Consider the following 16,186-nt stretch of genomic DNA (forward strand, 5'->3'; position numbering starts at 1 on the left):
GTAGGCCACCCTCCCGACCCCGGATCCCGAGACCGACCCGGCTTCGCGCTGGCTCTCCCGGCTTCGCGCTGGCTCTCCCGGCTTCGCGCTGGCTCTCCCGGCTTCGCGCTGGCTCTCCCGGCTTCGCGCCGGCTCTCCCGGCTTCGCGCCGGGTAGGTGCGCTTCGTGGTCGGGTGGCGCCTCAACGGGTGGCGCTGATGACGCTGCCGGGTTCCGCGCGGACCAGTTCGGTGATCCATTCGACGGCGACGTCGGCCTGCCCGGGCGGCCCGGTGTACAGGCCGTTCACGATGAGCCAGATCCGGTCGGCGAGCAGTGCGTTCCCGCCGATGCCGGTGACGAGGCGGTCCCACTGAGCGCGGCTGTCGGCCAGATAGGCCTGGGCGACACGGGCGGGCTCGTCGTCCTCGTCCGGGAACTCGGTCAGATAGTTGCGGAATGCGCACCCCCGATAGCCCGGCCGCCGAACCATGTCGGCGACCTCCCCGGTCAGCGCGAGCAGCCGATCAACCGGATCGGTGGACCAGTGCAGAGCCTCGGTCACCGAGCGTTCCCGCTCATGGCGGACGAGCGTGAGGTACGCCGCCGCCAGCTCCGCCTTGCTCGGAAAGTGCCTGTAGAGCAGGTTCTTGCCGCAGCCGGCCGCCTCGACCACCTGGGCCATGCTGACAGCGCGGACGCCGTGCTCGTAGAAGAGCCCGGCGGCCGCGGTCAGGATGCTGTCCCGGGTGCCCGGTGCAGGCGTGCGTGCCACGATATCCAGCTTAAGGGGTTATATCGGTCAGTTTGCCTCGGCTGAGGCTGAGGATCCGGTCCGCGAGCCCGAAACCCTCCACACGATGCGCGAAGACCAGCACGGTACGCCCGTCGGCCGCCCCCAGTAGGTCCGCCATCAGCCGGTGCGCGCCGTCCTCGTCGATCCCTTCGGTGGGTTCGTCGAGAATCAGCAGCGCCGGATCCGCGAGGAGCGCCCGTGCGGTCGCGAGACGGCGGCGTTGCCCACCGGATACGGTGCTGCCGCCGGTGCCCAGCCAGGTGTCCAGCCCGGCCGGCAGCCCCGCCAGCCACTCACCGAGCCCCACCCGCCGAAGAACAGCGTCGAGCTGCTCATCGCTCGCGGCCCGGTCCCCGAGCCGCAGATTCTCCCGCACGGTCGACGCGAAGACATGCCCGGTGTCGTCCCCCACCAGCACGGTCTGCCCCACCGCGGTGACAGTGGTGGTGCGGTTGCCGCCGGCGGTGCCGCCTTCGGTTCCGGTGCGGGTGCCGCCCTCGAAAGCGGTGCGGGCGCCGTCTCGGGTAGCGGCGTGCGCGCCGGTGTTGTCTGCGTTGCCAGTGCTGGGCGCGTCGACGATGGCCGTGCCGGCGTCGGGCACATTCACGATGGCCGTGCCGGTGTTGGGCGTGTTGGCATTGGTTGTGCCGGCGTCGGGCGTGTTGACGATGACCGCACCGGCGTGGGGCGTCAGGAGACCCGCGAGTACGGCGGCGAGCGTCGACTTGCCGGAGCCTGATCGTCCGGTGACCACCGTCCGCGATCCCGCGGGAAGGTGCAGATCCAGGCAGTTGAGTACCGGCTCCCGCCTCGGATCCCACCCGGCGACAAGCCCTTCGACCCGAACCTCGCCCCGTCCACGGTCGACCACGGCGCCGGCCGCCCGCATCTCCGATGATTCCGAGGCTTCCGCGGCCGGCATCGGGCGAGCAACGGAGATGCGCCCATCCACGCCGAGAATGTTGACGTCTGTATGGATTACGCCGTCATCCATGTTGAAGTCGGCATCGGCTGCACCGTCGTCCATATCGAAATCTGGCTTGACTGTCATGTTGATCGGTGGGCGACCGGCTGTCAGGACGGAGACACGGTGCTCGGCTCCGGCGGCACGCCGCCCGGCGATCGCTGCCTCAGGTAGGCCGGCCACCGTTTCGCCGAGCACGATCACGCTCAGCAGCACCACGGCGCTCCACTCCGCGGACAGACCTCCGCGCGTGAGAAGAACAGCGGCTCCGGCAGCGGCAGCGCCCCAGCCCAGGTGGGCGGTCGCCGCTGCCAGCCCGGCTCCACGGGCCGCCCGTGCCTCCAGCGCGGCCAGGGTTCGGCTTCGCTCCTGTGGTACGCCCGGGTGGCCGCCTCCGCCGCTCAGTTCCTCGATTCCGTCGACGGTCTCCACGACCGCGTCGCGGAGTGCCGAGCGGGCCGCGCCGGTTGCCGCTTCCTGGCGGTCCACCTGCCGGGCGGCGATCGCCGGGGCGAGGACTCCCGCGATCACCAGGCCCACCGCGAGCGGTACCCCCAGCGCCGGGGCCGCCCACACCACCACCAGCACGCAGACCGTCACCGTCACGGCGGCGGTGATCATAGGCAGGCGGCCGCGGAGGAGCCCGTCGACCCGGGCGTCGACATCATCGACGAGCCGGGTGAGCAGGTCGCCGCGCCGGTGCAGCCGCGGCCCCGGAACGTGCGGGATCAGGTTGGCGTAGACCTGCGCACGGCGGGCGCCCAAGGAGGCGAACGCCACGTCGTGCGCGAGTAGCCGTTCCAGGTAGCGCAACAGCGGCCGGGCCACCGCGCTGCCCCGCACCAGCACGACCGCCGCCGAGAGACTCAGCACCGGCGGCAGGACGGATGCCCGTACGAGAAGCCACGCCGCAGCCCCGGTGAGCAGGATCCCGGCCAGCGACGACCCGGCGCCGAGCGCGACCGCCGTCCCGGGCCGCCGCAACCGGCCCCACCCCCGCCGCCCTGGGAAGCCGCGGCCGGCTTCGGCGGCTTTCTGGGCCGTGCCCTGTCGTTCTTTCGGGCCTGATCGGCTGGGGCGGGTGTGGGTGGTGGCGTTCAGGTCTCGTGCGGCTTCGGCTGCCTTCTGTGCCGTGCCCTGTCGCCCTGGCCGGCTGGCCGTGTGCGGGGCCAGGCCATGCGGTGGTGGTGCCGTATTCGGGGCCGGAGTGGGCAGCGGCTGGGCGGGTGTGGCCGGCGATGGCTGAACCGGCTGGTGGGTGGGGGTGGGCGATGAGGTCGTGGGCCGGAGGACGGCGGCCGTCGATGGCCCGGCCGACCAGGAGGGCTGTTCGGCATCGTTGGGGATGACGGCCGTCACCGTGCTGGTCAGCAGGGCCGGGGCAGCGGGTGGGGCGACGTCGATGATGCGGTCGGCGGCGGCCAGCAGGGCCGGGCGGTGGGCGACCACCAGGACGGCACAGCCCCGGGCGGCAAGGTCTCGCAGGCGGTTGATGATCAGGCGTTCCGCCGTCACGTCCAGGTGGGCGGTCGGCTCGTCCAGCAGCAACGTGACCACCGGTGGGGGGAACCGGGGCGCCAGGCGGCCCTGTGCGGTGGTGACCAGGCGCGAGGAGGAGGACGACATCGCCCGGCCGGCCCGGTGCAGCAGCACGGCGAGCGCCAGGCGCTGGCGCTGGCCCGCGGAGATTCCGGAGACCTGTTCGCCGAGTGGTGTCTCCGGGGTGATCTCGCCGGTCAGGCCGGCTGATCGCAGCGCGGCAAGGATCTCCGCGGGGCCGGTCCCGGCCGGGAAGGCGTCGGCGACCGTACGGGCGTGCGGCAACGCCGAGCGCTGCGGCAGGTAGAACGTGCTGCCCACGGCGAGCGCACCGGATTCGGCGGGATGCAGTCCGGCCAGTACGCGCAGCGCGGTGGTCTTGCCCGCGCCGGACGGGCCACGCAACGCGACCAGTTCCCCCGCGTGCACGAACAGCTCCGGCAGGAGCAGCGCGTCGGTGAGCGAGCCGGGGTAGCGGGCCCGGAGCCCGGCGGCGCGGACACCCCACCGGCCGGTGTCGCTCGGCCGGAATCCCTCGGGCGCCGGGACCCGGTGCGATGAGGTGGGGACGCATCGGACCTCGACGGCGAGACCGGTCGCTGACGGTGACGGGGCGGTGAGGATCTCGTCGACGTCGGCGATGACGGCGCCCGCGTCGGTGGAGGCGTGGTAGCGGGCGGCCATCTCACGCAGCGGGCGGTAGGCCTCCGGTGCCAGCAGGATCACCAGCAGGGCCGGGCCGAGGTCCATGGCGCCGGCCGCCACCCGGAGGCCCGCCTGGACGGCGATCAGGCCGACCGCGAGGGTGCCGACCAGGTCCAGGGCGGTCGAGGAGAGGAACGCGACCCGCAGCACACGCATGGTCGCCGCTCGATGGCGGTCGGTCAGATCGGCGATGACGTCGATCTGGTGGTCGGCGCGCCCGTACATCTTGAGGGTCGGCAGGCCGCGCACGACGTCGAGGAAGTGACCCGCCAAGCGTGCGTCCGCGGCCCAGCGCCGTTCGGCGCGGGCCTTGGTGGCCCAGCCGATCAGAGCACCCAGGATCGGCAGCAACGGCATTGTGAGCAGGGCGATCACCGCGGAGGCGGGATCCACCGCGGCCATGATCACGATGACGAGCGGGGGCAGGAGGGCGCCCAGCACGAGCGCGGGCAGGTAACCAGAGAACCATGGGCGCAGGGCGTCGAGGCCGGTACCCAGTACGGTCGTCAGCCGGCCGGAGCCGTAGGCGGCGACCCAGGCGGGGCCGCGACGGATCACCCGGTCCAGGAGGGAGCGGCGCAGCTCGTCGGTGACCGTGGCGGCGGTGCGCTGGGCGACCACCTGTTCCGCCCAGGCCAGTGCGCCGCGTGCCGTGAACGCGGCGGCCAGCAGGAGGATCGCGGTCGTCCCGGTCAGTTGCTCGGGGAAGACCGTCACGGAGCGGCCGGTCACGAGCCCGGTCACGATCCCGCACAGGGCCACCGCGATGGCGATCGTTGCCGCGGCCTGGCCGATACCGATGAGCGTGAGCAGGGCGATCCCGGCTCGGCTGGTCCGTGCGTGGCGGAGCAGCCGTGGGTCGACCGGCCCGCGGGAGACCCGCGCGCCCGTCAGTCCCGACGTCGTCTCCTGTCGCGCGGCCGCACTCGGCCGCGACTCCTGTCGTCCGGTCCGCCTCGCAACCTTGGGCCTCTCCCCACCCGTCGCGGTGGTGGATCGTCCAAGATTCGCCGTGGCTGGCTCGCGGTCCTCCCGCTCCCGGATCTTGGGCGCTTTCCCACCCGTCGCGGTGGTGGATCGTCCAAGATTCGCCGTGGCTGGCTCGCGGTCCTCCCGCTTCGCGATCTTGGGTGTTTTCCCACCCGTCGCGGTGGTGGATCGTCCAAGATTCGCCGTGGCTGGCTCGCGGTCCTCCCGCTTCGCGATCTTGGGTGTTTTCCCGCCCGTGGCGGTGGTCGATCGTCCAAGATCGCCAGACGTGGCGGGTGAGGGTGCGGCGGGTGAGGATGTGGAAGAAGGGGAGGTGGGGGCGCCTCTGGGTGCGGGGTGAGGGCCGTTTGCCGAGAGCTGTTCGGGGGAGGGCGGCTCGTCGACGGTGGCCCGGGAGACGGGGTGGGCCGGGTTCACGAGGCGACCCGCTCGCTGGCGACACGGCGCCGGAAGACCCAGTACGACCAGGCCTGATAGACCAGGACGCCGGGCAGGATGAGCACCCCGGCGATGGTGATCAGGCGGAGGGCCTCGGGGCCGGCGGCGGCCGAGGCACGGGTCAGGGACCAGGCCGGGTCGAGGGTGCTGCGCAGCACCACCGATCCGTGGGCGGTGAAGACCGCGGCGACCGCGCCGGCGACGGCCAGGGCGACGGCCGTGAAGGCGGTGCCCTCCCGGGAGCGCCGCGCCTGCAGCCCGGCGATGAACACGACGGCCGCCGCCGCCAGGGCGAGGCGATTGCCCGTACCGATGCCGATGAGCAGAAGGGTGACCGCGCCGGCCGTGCCGGTGTGGCGTGCCACGTCGCGTGCCCGGCGGCGCACCGGGCCGGTGGTGCGCAGCGCGAGGAACGTCGCGCCCAGCAGGACGGCGGCGAGCAGCGCGGCGAGCGCGCCGAGACCGGCGGCGGGGCTGAGCAGGGGACCGAGGCTGCGGCTGAGCCCGGTGCCGGTGACCTCGCCGTCGCTGCCGAGGGCGAGGCCGTCGACCAGTACGCCGAGGACCGCTCCCCAGAGCAGCACGATGCCACCGGAACTCGCGGCGAGCAGCAGGTCGCAGCGACGGCGCCACGACGGCGAGTCGTGTTTGCCGCGGAACTCGAGAGCGACTCCGCGAACCGCGAGGAGCAGCAGGATGGCGACCATCGGCAGGTAGAGGGCGGACATCAGCGCGGCGTACCAGGCGGGGAAGGCGGCGAAGGTGACGCCGACCGCGGCGACCAGCCAGACCTCGTTGCCGTCCCAGAACGGGCCGACGGTACGGATGATCGCGCCGCGCTCGTGCTCCTCGCGGCCGAGGACCGGGGAGAGGACGCCGACGCCGAAGTCGAAGCCCTCGAGGACGAAGTAGAGCACCCAGGTGAGGACGAGGACCGCGAACCAGAACGTGATCATGGGAGACGACTCCTAGTAGGCGGGAACCGGCTCGGGCTCTTCCTGCTCGGAAGCGACCGGGGTGAGCGGCTGGCGGGAGAGGTGGACGATCAGGCGGTACCAGGCGATGGCGAGCAGGCCATAGATCAGGGTGAATCCGGCCAGGGAGGCGATCACCTCGGCGCTGGTGAGGCCGGGGGAGACGCCGTCCTCCACTTTCGAGATGCCGAACGCGAGCCAGGGCTGTCGTGCGGTCTCGGTGAAGATCCAGCCGAAGGTGTTGGCGGCGGCCGGCAGCGCCGGGGCGAGCAGGACGAACCGGCGCAGCCAGCGTGGCGTGCCCTGGCCGGGCCGCAGGAACGCGGGGAGCGGCGGGACACGCCGGGTGGTCTCCCAGGTGGACCACAGGTGGTAGGCGGCGACCGCCATCGCCAGGATCCCGGCGCCCATCATGAGGCGGAAGGTCCAGAACGCGACCGGGATCATCGGTACGTAACTGCCCGGCCCGTACTGGGCGGTGTACGCCGTCTGCAGGTCGTCGATGCCCTGCACGGTCCCGCCGAACGATCCGGTGCCGAGGAAGGACAGCAGGCCCGGGATCTCGATGCTGAAGAACGGCCGGTCGTGGCCCAGCTCGCCGATCGCGAAGACGGAGAACGGCGCCGCGGTCGCGGTCTCGTAGAGGGCCTCGGCGGCGGCCATCTTCATCGGCTGCACGGCCGTCATCACCTTGCCCAGGTGGTCGCCGCTGATCGCGGTGACCGCACCGCCGATCAGCATGGTCCAGGCGCCGACCCGGGCGAGCGTGCGGAAGGCGGGGTCGGCGACGGTGCGCCAGATGCCGATGGCCATGAGGAGCCCGCCGCCGGCCATCGCGGCGCCGCCCATCGTGTGCGGGAACGCGGCGAGCACCACCTCGTTGGTCATCAGCTCGGTGAAGCTGGTGAGCACGGCCCGCCCGGTCGACGGATCCAGTTCGTACGCCACCGGGTTCTGCATGAACGAGTTGGCGGCCAGGATGATGTACGCCGACAGCAGCGTGCCGACCGCGACGACCACGATGGTGGCGGCGTGCAGGCGGCGGGGCAGCCGGTCCCACCCGAAATACCACAGCGCCAGGAACGTGGCCTCGAGGAAGAACGCGAGCATCCCCTCGATGGCCAGCGTCGGCCCGAACACGTCGCCGTAGAACCGGGCGAACGCGCTCCAGCCGAGCCCGAACTGGAATTCCTGCACCAGGCCGGTGACCACGCCGACCGCGAACGTGACGATCAGCAGCTTCCCGGTGAACTTGGTCAGGTGCAGGTACTTCTCGCGGGCGGTGCGCAGCCAGGCCAGGTGGAATCCGGCCGCCGTGGCGGACAGGCAGATCGACACCGGCACGAACAGGTAGTGGTAGATCGTCACGACCGCGAACTGCAATCGAGTCAGGTCGAGCACGTCCATGGCAACCCCTCTACGACGATTCGTAGTAGATACTACGACTCGTAGTACGACGCTGTGCAGTAGACTGCCTCACATGGCGAGGAACGACCTCGAGCGCGAGGTCATGGCGAAACTGTGGGACGCACGCGAGCCGCTCACCGTCCGGCAGGTGCACGACCGGCTCAGCCGTGACCGCGACCTGGCGTACACGACGGTGATGACCGTCCTCGACCGGCTCGCCAAGAAGGGCCTGGTCGTTCAGCAGCGAGCGGATCGCGCCTACCGTTACGCCCCGGCGCAGACCCGCGAGGAGATGACCGCCGGTGTGATGCTGGACGCGCTGAGCGCCACGCCGGACCGGGATGCCGCGCTCGCCTACTTCGTCGGCCAGCTGCCACCGGAAGCGCTGAAGGCGGCCATCGAGAAGGCCGCCCGTAACATCGAGCGGTGACCGCCCTCCTGCTCGGCGCCCTCGGGCTGACACTGTCGCTTGCCGTGCCGAGGCTGCTGGCGAACGCCCGCTGGCCGGACCGCGCCCCGGTCGCCGCGGTGCTGCTCTGGCAGGCGCTGACCCTGACCGCCGTGCTCTGTGCGCTCGGGGTCGTGCTCGCCGCCCCGGAGGAGGTGGTCCGTGCGGCCGGCGCACGGCACCCGGAGACCGTCGCGGCGCTGCTGTTCTCCCTGGCGGTGGCCGCGACCATCGTGACCCGGCTGGTGGTCTCGCTCGTCAAGGTGACCTCCCGGGCCCGTGCCCGGCGCGACCGGCATCGCATGCTCGTCGACCTCCTTGATCGGGTGGAACGCCATGACGGGCTGAGCGGGGGAGAGGTGCGGGTGCTGGAGGCGCCCCTGCCGCTGGCCTACTGCGTGCCGGGCCGGAACCCGCGGGTGGTGCTCAGCGACGGCGTGCTCGACGTGCTCGACCGGGAGCAGATCGACGCCGTCCTCGCCCACGAGCGAGCCCACCTGCGGCACAAGCATGAACTGGTGATGGAGTCGTTCACGGCCTTCTATCAGGCCGTGCCCGGGCCGCTGCGGTCGAAGGCGCCGCTGGACGCCGTACACCTGTTGTTGGAGATGGTGGCCGACGATGCCGCGAGGCGCCGCGCCGGGCACGCGCCGCTGCGGGCCGCGCTGGCTCGTCTCGCCGACGCCGTCCCCTTGGCGGAGGAGGTGACCGCCGACCCGGAGGGTGAATCGCGGCGGCGGCGCCTGGCGCGGCTGGATCGTCCGGGCCGTAGCTCGACGGCCCTCGCGGTGGCCGGGACGGCAGCGGCCGCGGGCCTGTTGGTGTTACCCACAGTGATCGTCGTCGTGCCGTGGCTGGGGCGTGCACTGAATACCTGGCCATTTTAGTAACCCTCCGTATCGACAACTGTTCGTACAGTTCGGCGGGCTGTGCGACCTTCATTTGCCGGCATGATCCGAGTACGGTGGTCCCCGGTTCGGCAGCCCCCCATCGTCCATCCGGCCGATCTGGCGAACCACCGCCCAATCGCGACACGCGAACCGGGGACCCAGGTCAGTGGGGTGAAGCCGTGGCACCACGCCCGGCCGGGCATGCTTCCCGCCCGAACCCGTCAGCTAACCCGGTCGGCGGCTGAGTGGGAAGAAAGGACGACGCACACAACGTGAAACGCAATGGCGCGCGTCGCGCCGGCCTGCTGCGCATCCTGGTTTGCGCGCTCGCCGCGGCCGGCCTGGTGATCACGGGTCCGGTGGCGGCCCATGCCACTCCCTCGCCGTCCACCGTCGAGGGTCAGATCGACGAAGAGTGGAACAAACTCGAGCCCGTCATCGAGGATTACAACGCCAACCACACGAAGCTGACCAAGCTGCGGAAGCAGCAGAAGCAGCTGGCGAAGACGCTGACGCCGCTTCAGCTTCAGGTGGATGTCGCGATGGCGCAGGTGCGAGGTCTGGCGGTCGACGCCTACATGCAGGGCCCGCCGGGAAACCTCAACGCTCTGCTGAGTGGTGACCCGGACGGTCTGGTGGAGAAGCTCACGCTGCTCGACCAGCTCGCCCAGAACCAGGAGGCCTCGATCTCCAACGTCGCGAAGCTCCGCGACAAGTACGCCGCCGACAAGGCCAAGGTCGACCAGCTCGAGTCCGAGATCTCCGCCCGCGACACGGATCTCGGGACGAAGAAGACGGCGATCGAGAAGGAGATCACGAAGCTCCAGAAGCTCCGGATCCAGGCGTACGGCGACGCGAACATCGACGACGGCCCTCTGCGCACCGGCCCGTGCCCGGTCACGTACACCAACGACAAGGGTGGCCGTGCCGCGCAGAAGGCGTGCGACCTGATCGGCAAGCCCTATGTCTTCGGCTCCGAGGGGCCGGGCAGTTACGACTGCTCGGGCCTGACGAAGGAGGCGTGGGCCGCGGTCGGTGTGCACCTCGAGCACTACACGAAGGACCAGTGGGGCTCGGGCACAGCGGTGAGCCGGAGCGAGTTGAAGCCGGGTGACCTCGTCTTCTACTACTCCGACGTGCATCACGTCGCCATCTACATCGGTGGCGGTCAGGTGGTGCACGCTCCGCACACGGGAGACCATGTGCGGATGGCCACCATCGATCGGGGGCCCATCGCCGGCTATCGCCGACCGGGCTAGAAAACCCTCCGGGAAAGACCGCCGTCGTTTCGCGCCGGCGGTCTTTCTTTTGATTCCGTACGCCTTCGTGAACCGCCGTGGGCGACCCGCGAGCTCTCCGGTCCGTCCCGGCCGTGCCGCGCCCGCCGGGCGTGAGCGGCCCGTCACCCACCCGATCGATGGTGCTCCCACAGTCGCTGCAGCAGCCCGGTCAGCTGCTCGCGCTCGGGGCCGGACAGGGGCGCCAGCAGCTCGTCCTGGACCGCGTGCGCCCGCTCCGACAACTCCACGGCCCGCTCCCGCCCTCGCTCGGTGAGCCCGACGACGTTGCGCCGCCGGTCCGCCGGGTCGGGTGACCGCTGCACATAGCCCGCCGACTCCAGCTCGTTGAGCGCCCCGACCAGATCGCTCAGATAGATCCCGGTGCGGCGGCCGAGCGCCGCCTGACTGGCCGGACCGTCGGTGACCAGTGAGTGCAGCAGCCGGTAGTGGTAGCCCCGCGCCCCCACCGCCCCGAACCTCTCGACGATGATCCGGTGACCCTGCGCCGAGACCTGACTCAGCACCCAGCTTGGCAGCTCTTCCACGTAGCGATTTTAACATTGGGCTCTCTAACGTTGATGAATCTAACGTTGGACTTCTGAACGTTCGCCAGTCTAACGTTAGCCACATGAACGAATCCAGTCTCCGGGTCCCGCAATCCGAACTCGACGATCTGACCGCCCGGCTCGGCCGCACCCGGTGGCCCGACGCCGCACCCGGCGACTACGGCATCCGGCTCGACCGGGTCCGGGCACTCGCCGACCGCTGGCTCGGGTTCGACTGGCGGGCGCACGAGGCCGAGCTCAACGCCATCCCGCGGCAGGTCGTCGAGATCGGCGGCGACCGGATCCACCTCTTCCACGTCCGTTCGGCCGACCCCGGGGCCCTGCCTCTGGTGCTCACCCACGGCTGGCCCGGCTCCACCGTCGAGTTCCTCGACGTCATCGGCCCGCTCAGCGAGCACTTCCACGTCGTCGTCCCGGCCATCCCCGGGTTCGGGCTCTCCGGGCCCACCACCCGGCCATGGGGCCTGCGCCGGGTCGCCGAGGCCTGGGCCGAGCTGATGTCCCGCCTCGGATACCAGCGCTACGGCGCCCAGGGCGGTGACTGGGGCTCCGGCATCTCCCGGGCGCTCGCCGCGGTCGCCCCCGACCGGGTCGTCGGCGTCCACGTCAACTACCTGCCGACCCCTGGCCGGGCGGAGGGTCTCGGCCCCGAGGATCAGGAGCGGCTCGCCAGGACGATGCGGCTGGCCGCCAACCGGCACCCGCACCAGATCCTGTTCGCCGCGACTCCGCAGACCCCGGCGTATGCGTTGAACGACTCCCCGGCCGGGCTGCTCGCCTTCCTGGGGGAGAAGTTCGACACCTGGGCCGACCCGGCCACGCCCGTCCCCGACGACCGCATCGTGGCGGACGTCGCCCATCACTGGCTGTTCCGCACCGCGGGTTCGGCGGCCCGCATCGTCAAGGAGAGCGGCCTGGACGGTCAGCAGGCGCCGTGCCCGGTCCCGCTGGGCGTGGCCGTCCTGCCCGGCGACATCACGCAGTCCGTGCGCCCGCTCGCCGAGCAGCGCCACGACATCCGCCACTGGACGGAGTTCCCGCGCGGCGGCCACTTCGCCGCCCTGGAGGTCCCCGATCTGTTCACCGCGGACGTGACCACCTTCTTCCGCACCCTGACCGGCCGATGACCCCGGCACGAGCGCCGGGAGCGGCCAGGGAGGAGCGGTGGGTGCGAAAAGCGGATCGGCGTCGGGACAGCCGTCGGGGCCCGTCCGTGGCCGGTGGGCGGCGCGACGGGGGCATAATCGCCCGCATGAGCGATGCCTTGATCAACAGCCTGGCGGCCGCCGTCGAAGCACGGCCCGACGACCTGACGCTGCGGCTGCACCTGGCCGAGATGCTGGTGGCCGCCGGCCGGGGGCCGGAGGCGATCGGGCATGCCGCTCAGATCCTGGCTCGCGAACCCGGCAACACCGGAGCGCAGCAGGTCATGGCCCGGGCGCTGGGCGGGACAGCGCCGCCCGTGCCTCCGGCTGGTGAAGACCCGGCGCCACCGACCGCGACCGACGTGCCCGCGCAGCCGCCGGAAGCGGCGCCGGAGGGACCCGCGCCGAGCGGGTCCCGCATCGACTGGGCGGCCATGGAGGAGCAGTTCGGGGACGTGGTGCCACCACGGTTCGCACGTGCCGACGGGGAGCCCGATCCGGTGCGCGGGAACGCCGACCGGGCCTTCGACGTGGAGCGCTCCGCCGTCACACTCGCCGACGTCGGCGGCATGGCCGAGGTGAAGAAGCGGCTGGAGGTGTCGTTCCTCGGGCCGCTGCGGAACCCGAAGCTGCGCAGCCTGTTCGGCAAGAGCCTGCGTGGTGGGCTGCTGCTCTACGGTCCGCCGGGGTGCGGCAAGACGTTCCTGGCGCGGGCGGTCGCCGGCGAGATGGGGGCGGCGTTCATCTCGCTGTCGATCACCGACGTGCTGAACATGTGGATCGGCAGCTCCGAGCGCAACCTGCACGACCTGTTCGAGTCGGCCCGCGGGCACGCTCCGTGCGTGCTGTTCCTCGATGAGATCGACGCCCTCGGGCACAAGCGCAGCCAGTTGCAGTCGTCCATGCGCACTGTGGTGAACCAGCTGCTCACCGAACTGGACGGCGTCGACGGCGGCAACGACGGGGTGTTCGTGCTGGCCGCCACGAACGCGCCGTGGGACGTCGACTCGGCCCTGCGCCGCCCCGGCCGCCTGGACCGCACCGTGCTGGTGCTCCCACCGGACCGGCCCGCGCGCGAGGCCATCCTGGAATACCACCTGCGGGACCGCCCGGTCGCCGGGATCGACCTGGCCGCCGTCGCCGCCGCGACCGAGCACTACTCCGGCGCCGACCTGGCCCACGTCTGCGAGACCGCCGCCGAGTACGCGATGCGCGACTCGATCGCCGCCGGCGAGGTCCGCATGATCAGCCAGGCCGACATGCTGAGCGCGGCGCGCGAGGTCCGGCCGTCGACGGACGCCTGGTTCGCCACCGCCCGCAACGTGGCGATGTTCGCCAACGAGAGCGGCGAGTACGACGATCTGGCCGCCTACCTCAAGAAGCGCAAGATCCGATGATCCGCTCCCTCGTCGCGGCGGTCGTCCTCTCCGCTGTCCGCGTTCTGCTGGCCGGTTGCCACCTGCTGCGGGCGGGCCGGCCGGCCGCGGCCCGTTTCCTGCGCGCGACCCGCTTCGGGTTCACGGCCCGGATCCTGCGCGCGGTGCGCCTGGTGTTCGCGGCCCGTGTCCTGGGCGCGGCCCGCCTCCTGCTCGCCGTCCGGCTCCCCACCGCGGCACGCTTCCTGTTGGCCGCGCGCCTCCTGCACGCGGCCCGCTCTCTCGCCGTGGCCCACCCACGTATCGCGACCGGTGACGGCGGCGGCCGGTGAGTGCCGCGGCGCGGGCACGGGCGCTTGCCGACGTCGGGCGTCTCGAACAGGCCGAGTCGGCCGTTCGTGCGGGACTGGGCGAGACGCCCGCCGACCCGGAGTTGCTCGGACTGCTCGCCGGTCTCCTGCGGCTGCAAGGCCGTCACCAGGACGCTCTGGTGTCGGCCGAGGCCGCGGTCGCGGTGGCTCCGGAGATGGCCGCCGTGCACATCGAGCACGCCGAGTGCCTGCTGTTGCTCTCCCGGCTGGACGACGCGCTGGCCGCCGCCCGCGAGTCGGCCCGGCTCCGCCCGGACGCTCCGGAGCCGCACCGCTCGGTGGCCCGTTGCCTCATACTGCGCCGCGACTTCGACGGTGCCCGCGAGGCGGCCGGGCGTGCGGTCGGGATCGCGCCGCAGTCCGTACCGGATCTGATGACGCTGGCGGAAGCGGAACGCCATGCCGGCCACCGCGACGCCGCCCGCGCGGCAGCGGCCCGGGCACTGGCCGAAGACCCGGACGACGCCGACGGCCGCTGGATGATGGCCCTGCTCGACGCGGAACGGATGCGTGTCCGCGACGCCATGCGGGGGCTCCGGCGACTCGCCGCCGACCGGCCCGACCGGTACGGCGCGCCCGCCCTCACCTGGCCCGTCCGCGGTCTGCTCGCGGGTCTGCGCCGCGGCCTGTTCGCCGGGATCCCGCTCACCGCCGTCCTGGCCGTGATCGGTCACTGGTGGGCGCCGGCGGAACTGCTGGCCCGCGGCGCCGCCGCCGTCATGGTGTTCGTGACGGTCGGCCTGGCCGGCCGCGTGCTGATCCCGGCCGGCCGGCTCCCGTGGATCTGCGTGGGCCTGCTTCCGGCCCGCACGCGCCGCGCCGTCGTGGTCGGCCTGATCAGCGCGGTCGCCCTTCTGCCAATTCTCATCCGGTACGCGGTGAGCGCCACGTGGCCGACCCTGGCCTGCGCGTTCGCGGTGCTGATCGTGCTGCTCACCGCCGGAGCGGTCGAGCGAACGGACGGTGATCTTCCCGATTAAAACTTGCCCAATCGGCAAGATCGTCGGATGCTATGCCCCTTGATCGACGGGGGAGCGTCATGGCGATTTCACATTCCAGTGACCCAGCGGATACCTCGGAGTCTCCGCCCCCGTCCCGTACCCGCGTGCCCAGGCAGCGTGGCGCCGGCAGTGCGTCGGGTGCCGCCGGCCGTCCGGGCCGTGCGGCGGGTGCTACCGCCCGCCTGGAGGGTCCCGGCCATGGAATGGGTGGCGCCGGACGTCCGGAGGGTTGGCGTCGGGCGCCGGGCGTTGCCGGCGGCCATGGGACGGGTGGCGCCAAGCGTTCGGGGAGCCTACGCCGTGGAGTGGGTGCCGGTGGGCGCTCGGGCCGCGCGGCGGGTGCTGCCACCCGCCTGGACGGACCCGGCCAACGACTGAGCGCTCCTGATCATCTGGCCGAAACGGGGAAAACCAGGCTGGGTCGGTTGCCGGCGTTGTGGGGCTGGGCCGGGACAACGGGGCCCGGTCGATTGTCGGCGGGGCGGGGATCGGCCGAAGCGGCTGCGTCGGGTCAGCTGTCGGCGGGGCGGGGATCGGCCGGGGCAACCGGGCCGGGACGGTTGTCGGCGCTGCGGGAGTTCGCGCTGATCGCCGTGCTGTTTCTCGTCTACAAGGTGGCGCGGCTGGCAGTGAACGGCCACGTCGACGAGGCGTTCCGCAACGCGCGCGCCGTCTGGGACGCCGAACGCTGGCTGCGCCTGCCCGGCGAACTGGCCGCCCAGCAGAGCCTGCTCGGCTGGGACATCCTGGTCGAGGCGGCGAACAGCTACTACGCGTACGTGCACTTTCCGGCGACCGCCGCCTGCCTCATCTGGCTGTACCGCTACCGCCCCGCCCACTACCGCTGGACGCGGAACGTGCTGGTCCTGCTCACGGGCGGTGCCCTGGGCGTACATTTCCTGGTCCCGCTCGCCCCGCCCCGCATGCTGACCGAAACCGGAATGCTGGATCTCGGCCGTCTCTACGGCCCGGCCGTCTACGGCCCGCCGGAGACCGATCAGATCTCCAACCAGTACGCGGCCATGCCGAGCTTGCACGTCGGCTGGGCCCTGGTCGTCGCGATCGCCCTGATCGCCGCGACCACCTCCCGGTATCGCGGCCTGTGGCTGCTGCACCCGGCGATCACCCTGCTGGTGGTCGTGGTCACCGGCAACCACTACTGGCTCGACGCGCTCGCCGCCGCGGCGCTGCTGGTAGTCGCCTACACCATGCTGCGTGGCCAGCGCCCGGTGCCGGCGGTTCCGCGACCACGTGCCGAGGAGGCCCTGGCTCACGTACCGTGAGCGTCCGGTCAGGCGCTGGACACGGCGGCCTATG

13 protein-coding genes and 1 riboswitch are annotated in these 16,186 nt (G+C 72.0%); of the genes, 8 read left to right on the top strand and 5 right to left on the bottom strand.

Annotated features, from left to right (window positions below; all coding sequences use genetic code 11):
• Nucleotides 1–181: 181 nt before the first annotated feature.
• The 4 genes from BJ964_RS25170 to BJ964_RS25185 all read right to left on the bottom strand — a co-directional run bounded on the left by BJ964_RS25170 (nt 182) and on the right by BJ964_RS25185 (nt 7,792).
• The gene (locus tag BJ964_RS25170; RefSeq protein WP_188122984.1) at nt 182–754 is read right to left on the bottom strand and encodes a TetR/AcrR family transcriptional regulator; all 573 of its coding nucleotides are present in this window, start codon (nt 752–754) and stop codon (nt 182–184) included.
• Nucleotides 755–764: 10 nt separating this feature from the next.
• Nucleotides 765–4,877, bottom strand: coding sequence for an ATP-binding cassette domain-containing protein (locus BJ964_RS25175; RefSeq protein WP_188127145.1), 4,113 nt, complete (start codon nt 4,875–4,877; stop codon nt 765–767).
• 509 nt (nt 4,878–5,386) lie between these two features.
• A complete protein-coding gene (gene cydB, locus BJ964_RS25180; protein ID WP_188122985.1) occupies nt 5,387–6,367 on the bottom strand; it encodes a cytochrome d ubiquinol oxidase subunit II in 981 nt (326 codons plus the stop codon).
• Between the two features lie 12 nt (nt 6,368–6,379).
• A complete protein-coding gene (locus tag BJ964_RS25185; protein WP_188122986.1) occupies nt 6,380–7,792 on the bottom strand; it encodes a cytochrome ubiquinol oxidase subunit I in 1,413 nt (470 codons plus the stop codon).
• A 73-nt stretch (nt 7,793–7,865) separates the two neighbouring features.
• Between BJ964_RS25185 and BJ964_RS25190 the strand changes: the two genes are divergently transcribed.
• The 3 genes from BJ964_RS25190 (at nt 7,866) to BJ964_RS25200 (ending at nt 10,389) form a co-directional block, all read left to right on the top strand.
• The gene (locus BJ964_RS25190) at nt 7,866–8,222 is read left to right on the top strand and encodes a BlaI/MecI/CopY family transcriptional regulator (protein WP_188122987.1); all 357 of its coding nucleotides are present in this window, start codon (nt 7,866–7,868) and stop codon (nt 8,220–8,222) included.
• Nucleotides 8,219–9,127 (top strand): M56 family metallopeptidase, encoded by a 909-nt coding sequence (locus BJ964_RS25195; RefSeq protein ID WP_188122988.1) that lies wholly within the window; start codon nt 8,219–8,221, stop codon nt 9,125–9,127. The genes BJ964_RS25190 and BJ964_RS25195 overlap by 4 nt, the downstream gene beginning before the upstream one ends.
• A 122-nt stretch (nt 9,128–9,249) precedes the next feature.
• Nucleotides 9,250–9,385: riboswitch (cyclic di-AMP (ydaO/yuaA leader) on the top strand.
• A 17-nt stretch (nt 9,386–9,402) separates the two neighbouring features.
• Nucleotides 9,403–10,389 carry a C40 family peptidase gene (locus BJ964_RS25200; protein ID WP_229807344.1) on the top strand — a complete coding sequence of 329 codons (987 nt, stop codon included), beginning with the start codon at nt 9,403–9,405 and terminating at the stop codon, nt 10,387–10,389.
• 143 nt (nt 10,390–10,532) lie between these two features.
• Here the strand turns inward: BJ964_RS25200 and BJ964_RS25205 are convergent, their stop codons facing one another.
• Entirely contained in the window at nt 10,533–10,955 is a 423-nt protein-coding gene (locus BJ964_RS25205) for a MarR family winged helix-turn-helix transcriptional regulator (protein WP_188122989.1), read from the bottom strand.
• Nucleotides 10,956–11,038: 83 nt separating this feature from the next.
• Between BJ964_RS25205 and BJ964_RS25210 the strand changes: the two genes are divergently transcribed.
• From BJ964_RS25210 to BJ964_RS25230, 5 genes are all read left to right on the top strand, one after another.
• Nucleotides 11,039–12,103: an epoxide hydrolase family protein gene (locus BJ964_RS25210; protein WP_188122990.1), complete on the top strand. Its 1,065-nt coding sequence runs from the start codon at nt 11,039–11,041 to the stop codon at nt 12,101–12,103.
• Nucleotides 12,104–12,228: 125 nt separating this feature from the next.
• Complete coding sequence (locus tag BJ964_RS25215) at nt 12,229–13,518, top strand: ATP-binding protein (RefSeq protein ID WP_188122991.1); 1,290 nt, start codon at nt 12,229–12,231, stop codon at nt 13,516–13,518.
• The gene (locus tag BJ964_RS25220) at nt 13,515–13,829 is read left to right on the top strand and encodes a hypothetical protein (RefSeq protein WP_188122992.1); all 315 of its coding nucleotides are present in this window, start codon (nt 13,515–13,517) and stop codon (nt 13,827–13,829) included. Before BJ964_RS25215 ends, BJ964_RS25220 begins: the two co-directional genes overlap by 4 nt.
• Nucleotides 13,826–14,848, top strand: coding sequence for a tetratricopeptide repeat protein (locus BJ964_RS25225; RefSeq protein ID WP_188122993.1), 1,023 nt, complete (start codon nt 13,826–13,828; stop codon nt 14,846–14,848). Before BJ964_RS25220 ends, BJ964_RS25225 begins: the two co-directional genes overlap by 4 nt.
• A 581-nt stretch (nt 14,849–15,429) precedes the next feature.
• Complete coding sequence (locus BJ964_RS25230) at nt 15,430–16,152, top strand: phosphatase PAP2 family protein (protein WP_229807343.1); 723 nt, start codon at nt 15,430–15,432, stop codon at nt 16,150–16,152.
• Nucleotides 16,153–16,186 lie beyond the last annotated feature (34 nt).

This window comes from Actinoplanes lobatus, from assembly GCF_014205215.1.
GTDB classification, from domain to species: Bacteria; Actinomycetota; Actinomycetes; order Mycobacteriales; family Micromonosporaceae; genus Actinoplanes; species Actinoplanes lobatus.

What these genes read in the sequence shown, in the direction of transcription:
- BJ964_RS25185 (WP_188122986.1), bottom strand. Translation starts at nt 7,792, where the DNA reads ATGGACGTGCTCGACCTGACTCGATTGCAGTTCGCGGTCGTGACGATC.
- cydB (WP_188122985.1), bottom strand. Translation starts at nt 6,367, where the DNA reads ATGATCACGTTCTGGTTCGCGGTCCTCGTCCTCACCTGGGTGCTCTAC.
- BJ964_RS25190 (WP_188122987.1), top strand. Translation starts at nt 7,866, where the DNA reads ATGGCGAGGAACGACCTCGAGCGCGAGGTCATGGCGAAACTGTGGGAC.
- BJ964_RS25215 (WP_188122991.1), top strand. Translation starts at nt 12,229, where the DNA reads ATGAGCGATGCCTTGATCAACAGCCTGGCGGCCGCCGTCGAAGCACGG.
- BJ964_RS25220 (WP_188122992.1), top strand. Translation starts at nt 13,515, where the DNA reads ATGATCCGCTCCCTCGTCGCGGCGGTCGTCCTCTCCGCTGTCCGCGTT.
- BJ964_RS25210 (WP_188122990.1), top strand. Translation starts at nt 11,039, where the DNA reads ATGAACGAATCCAGTCTCCGGGTCCCGCAATCCGAACTCGACGATCTG.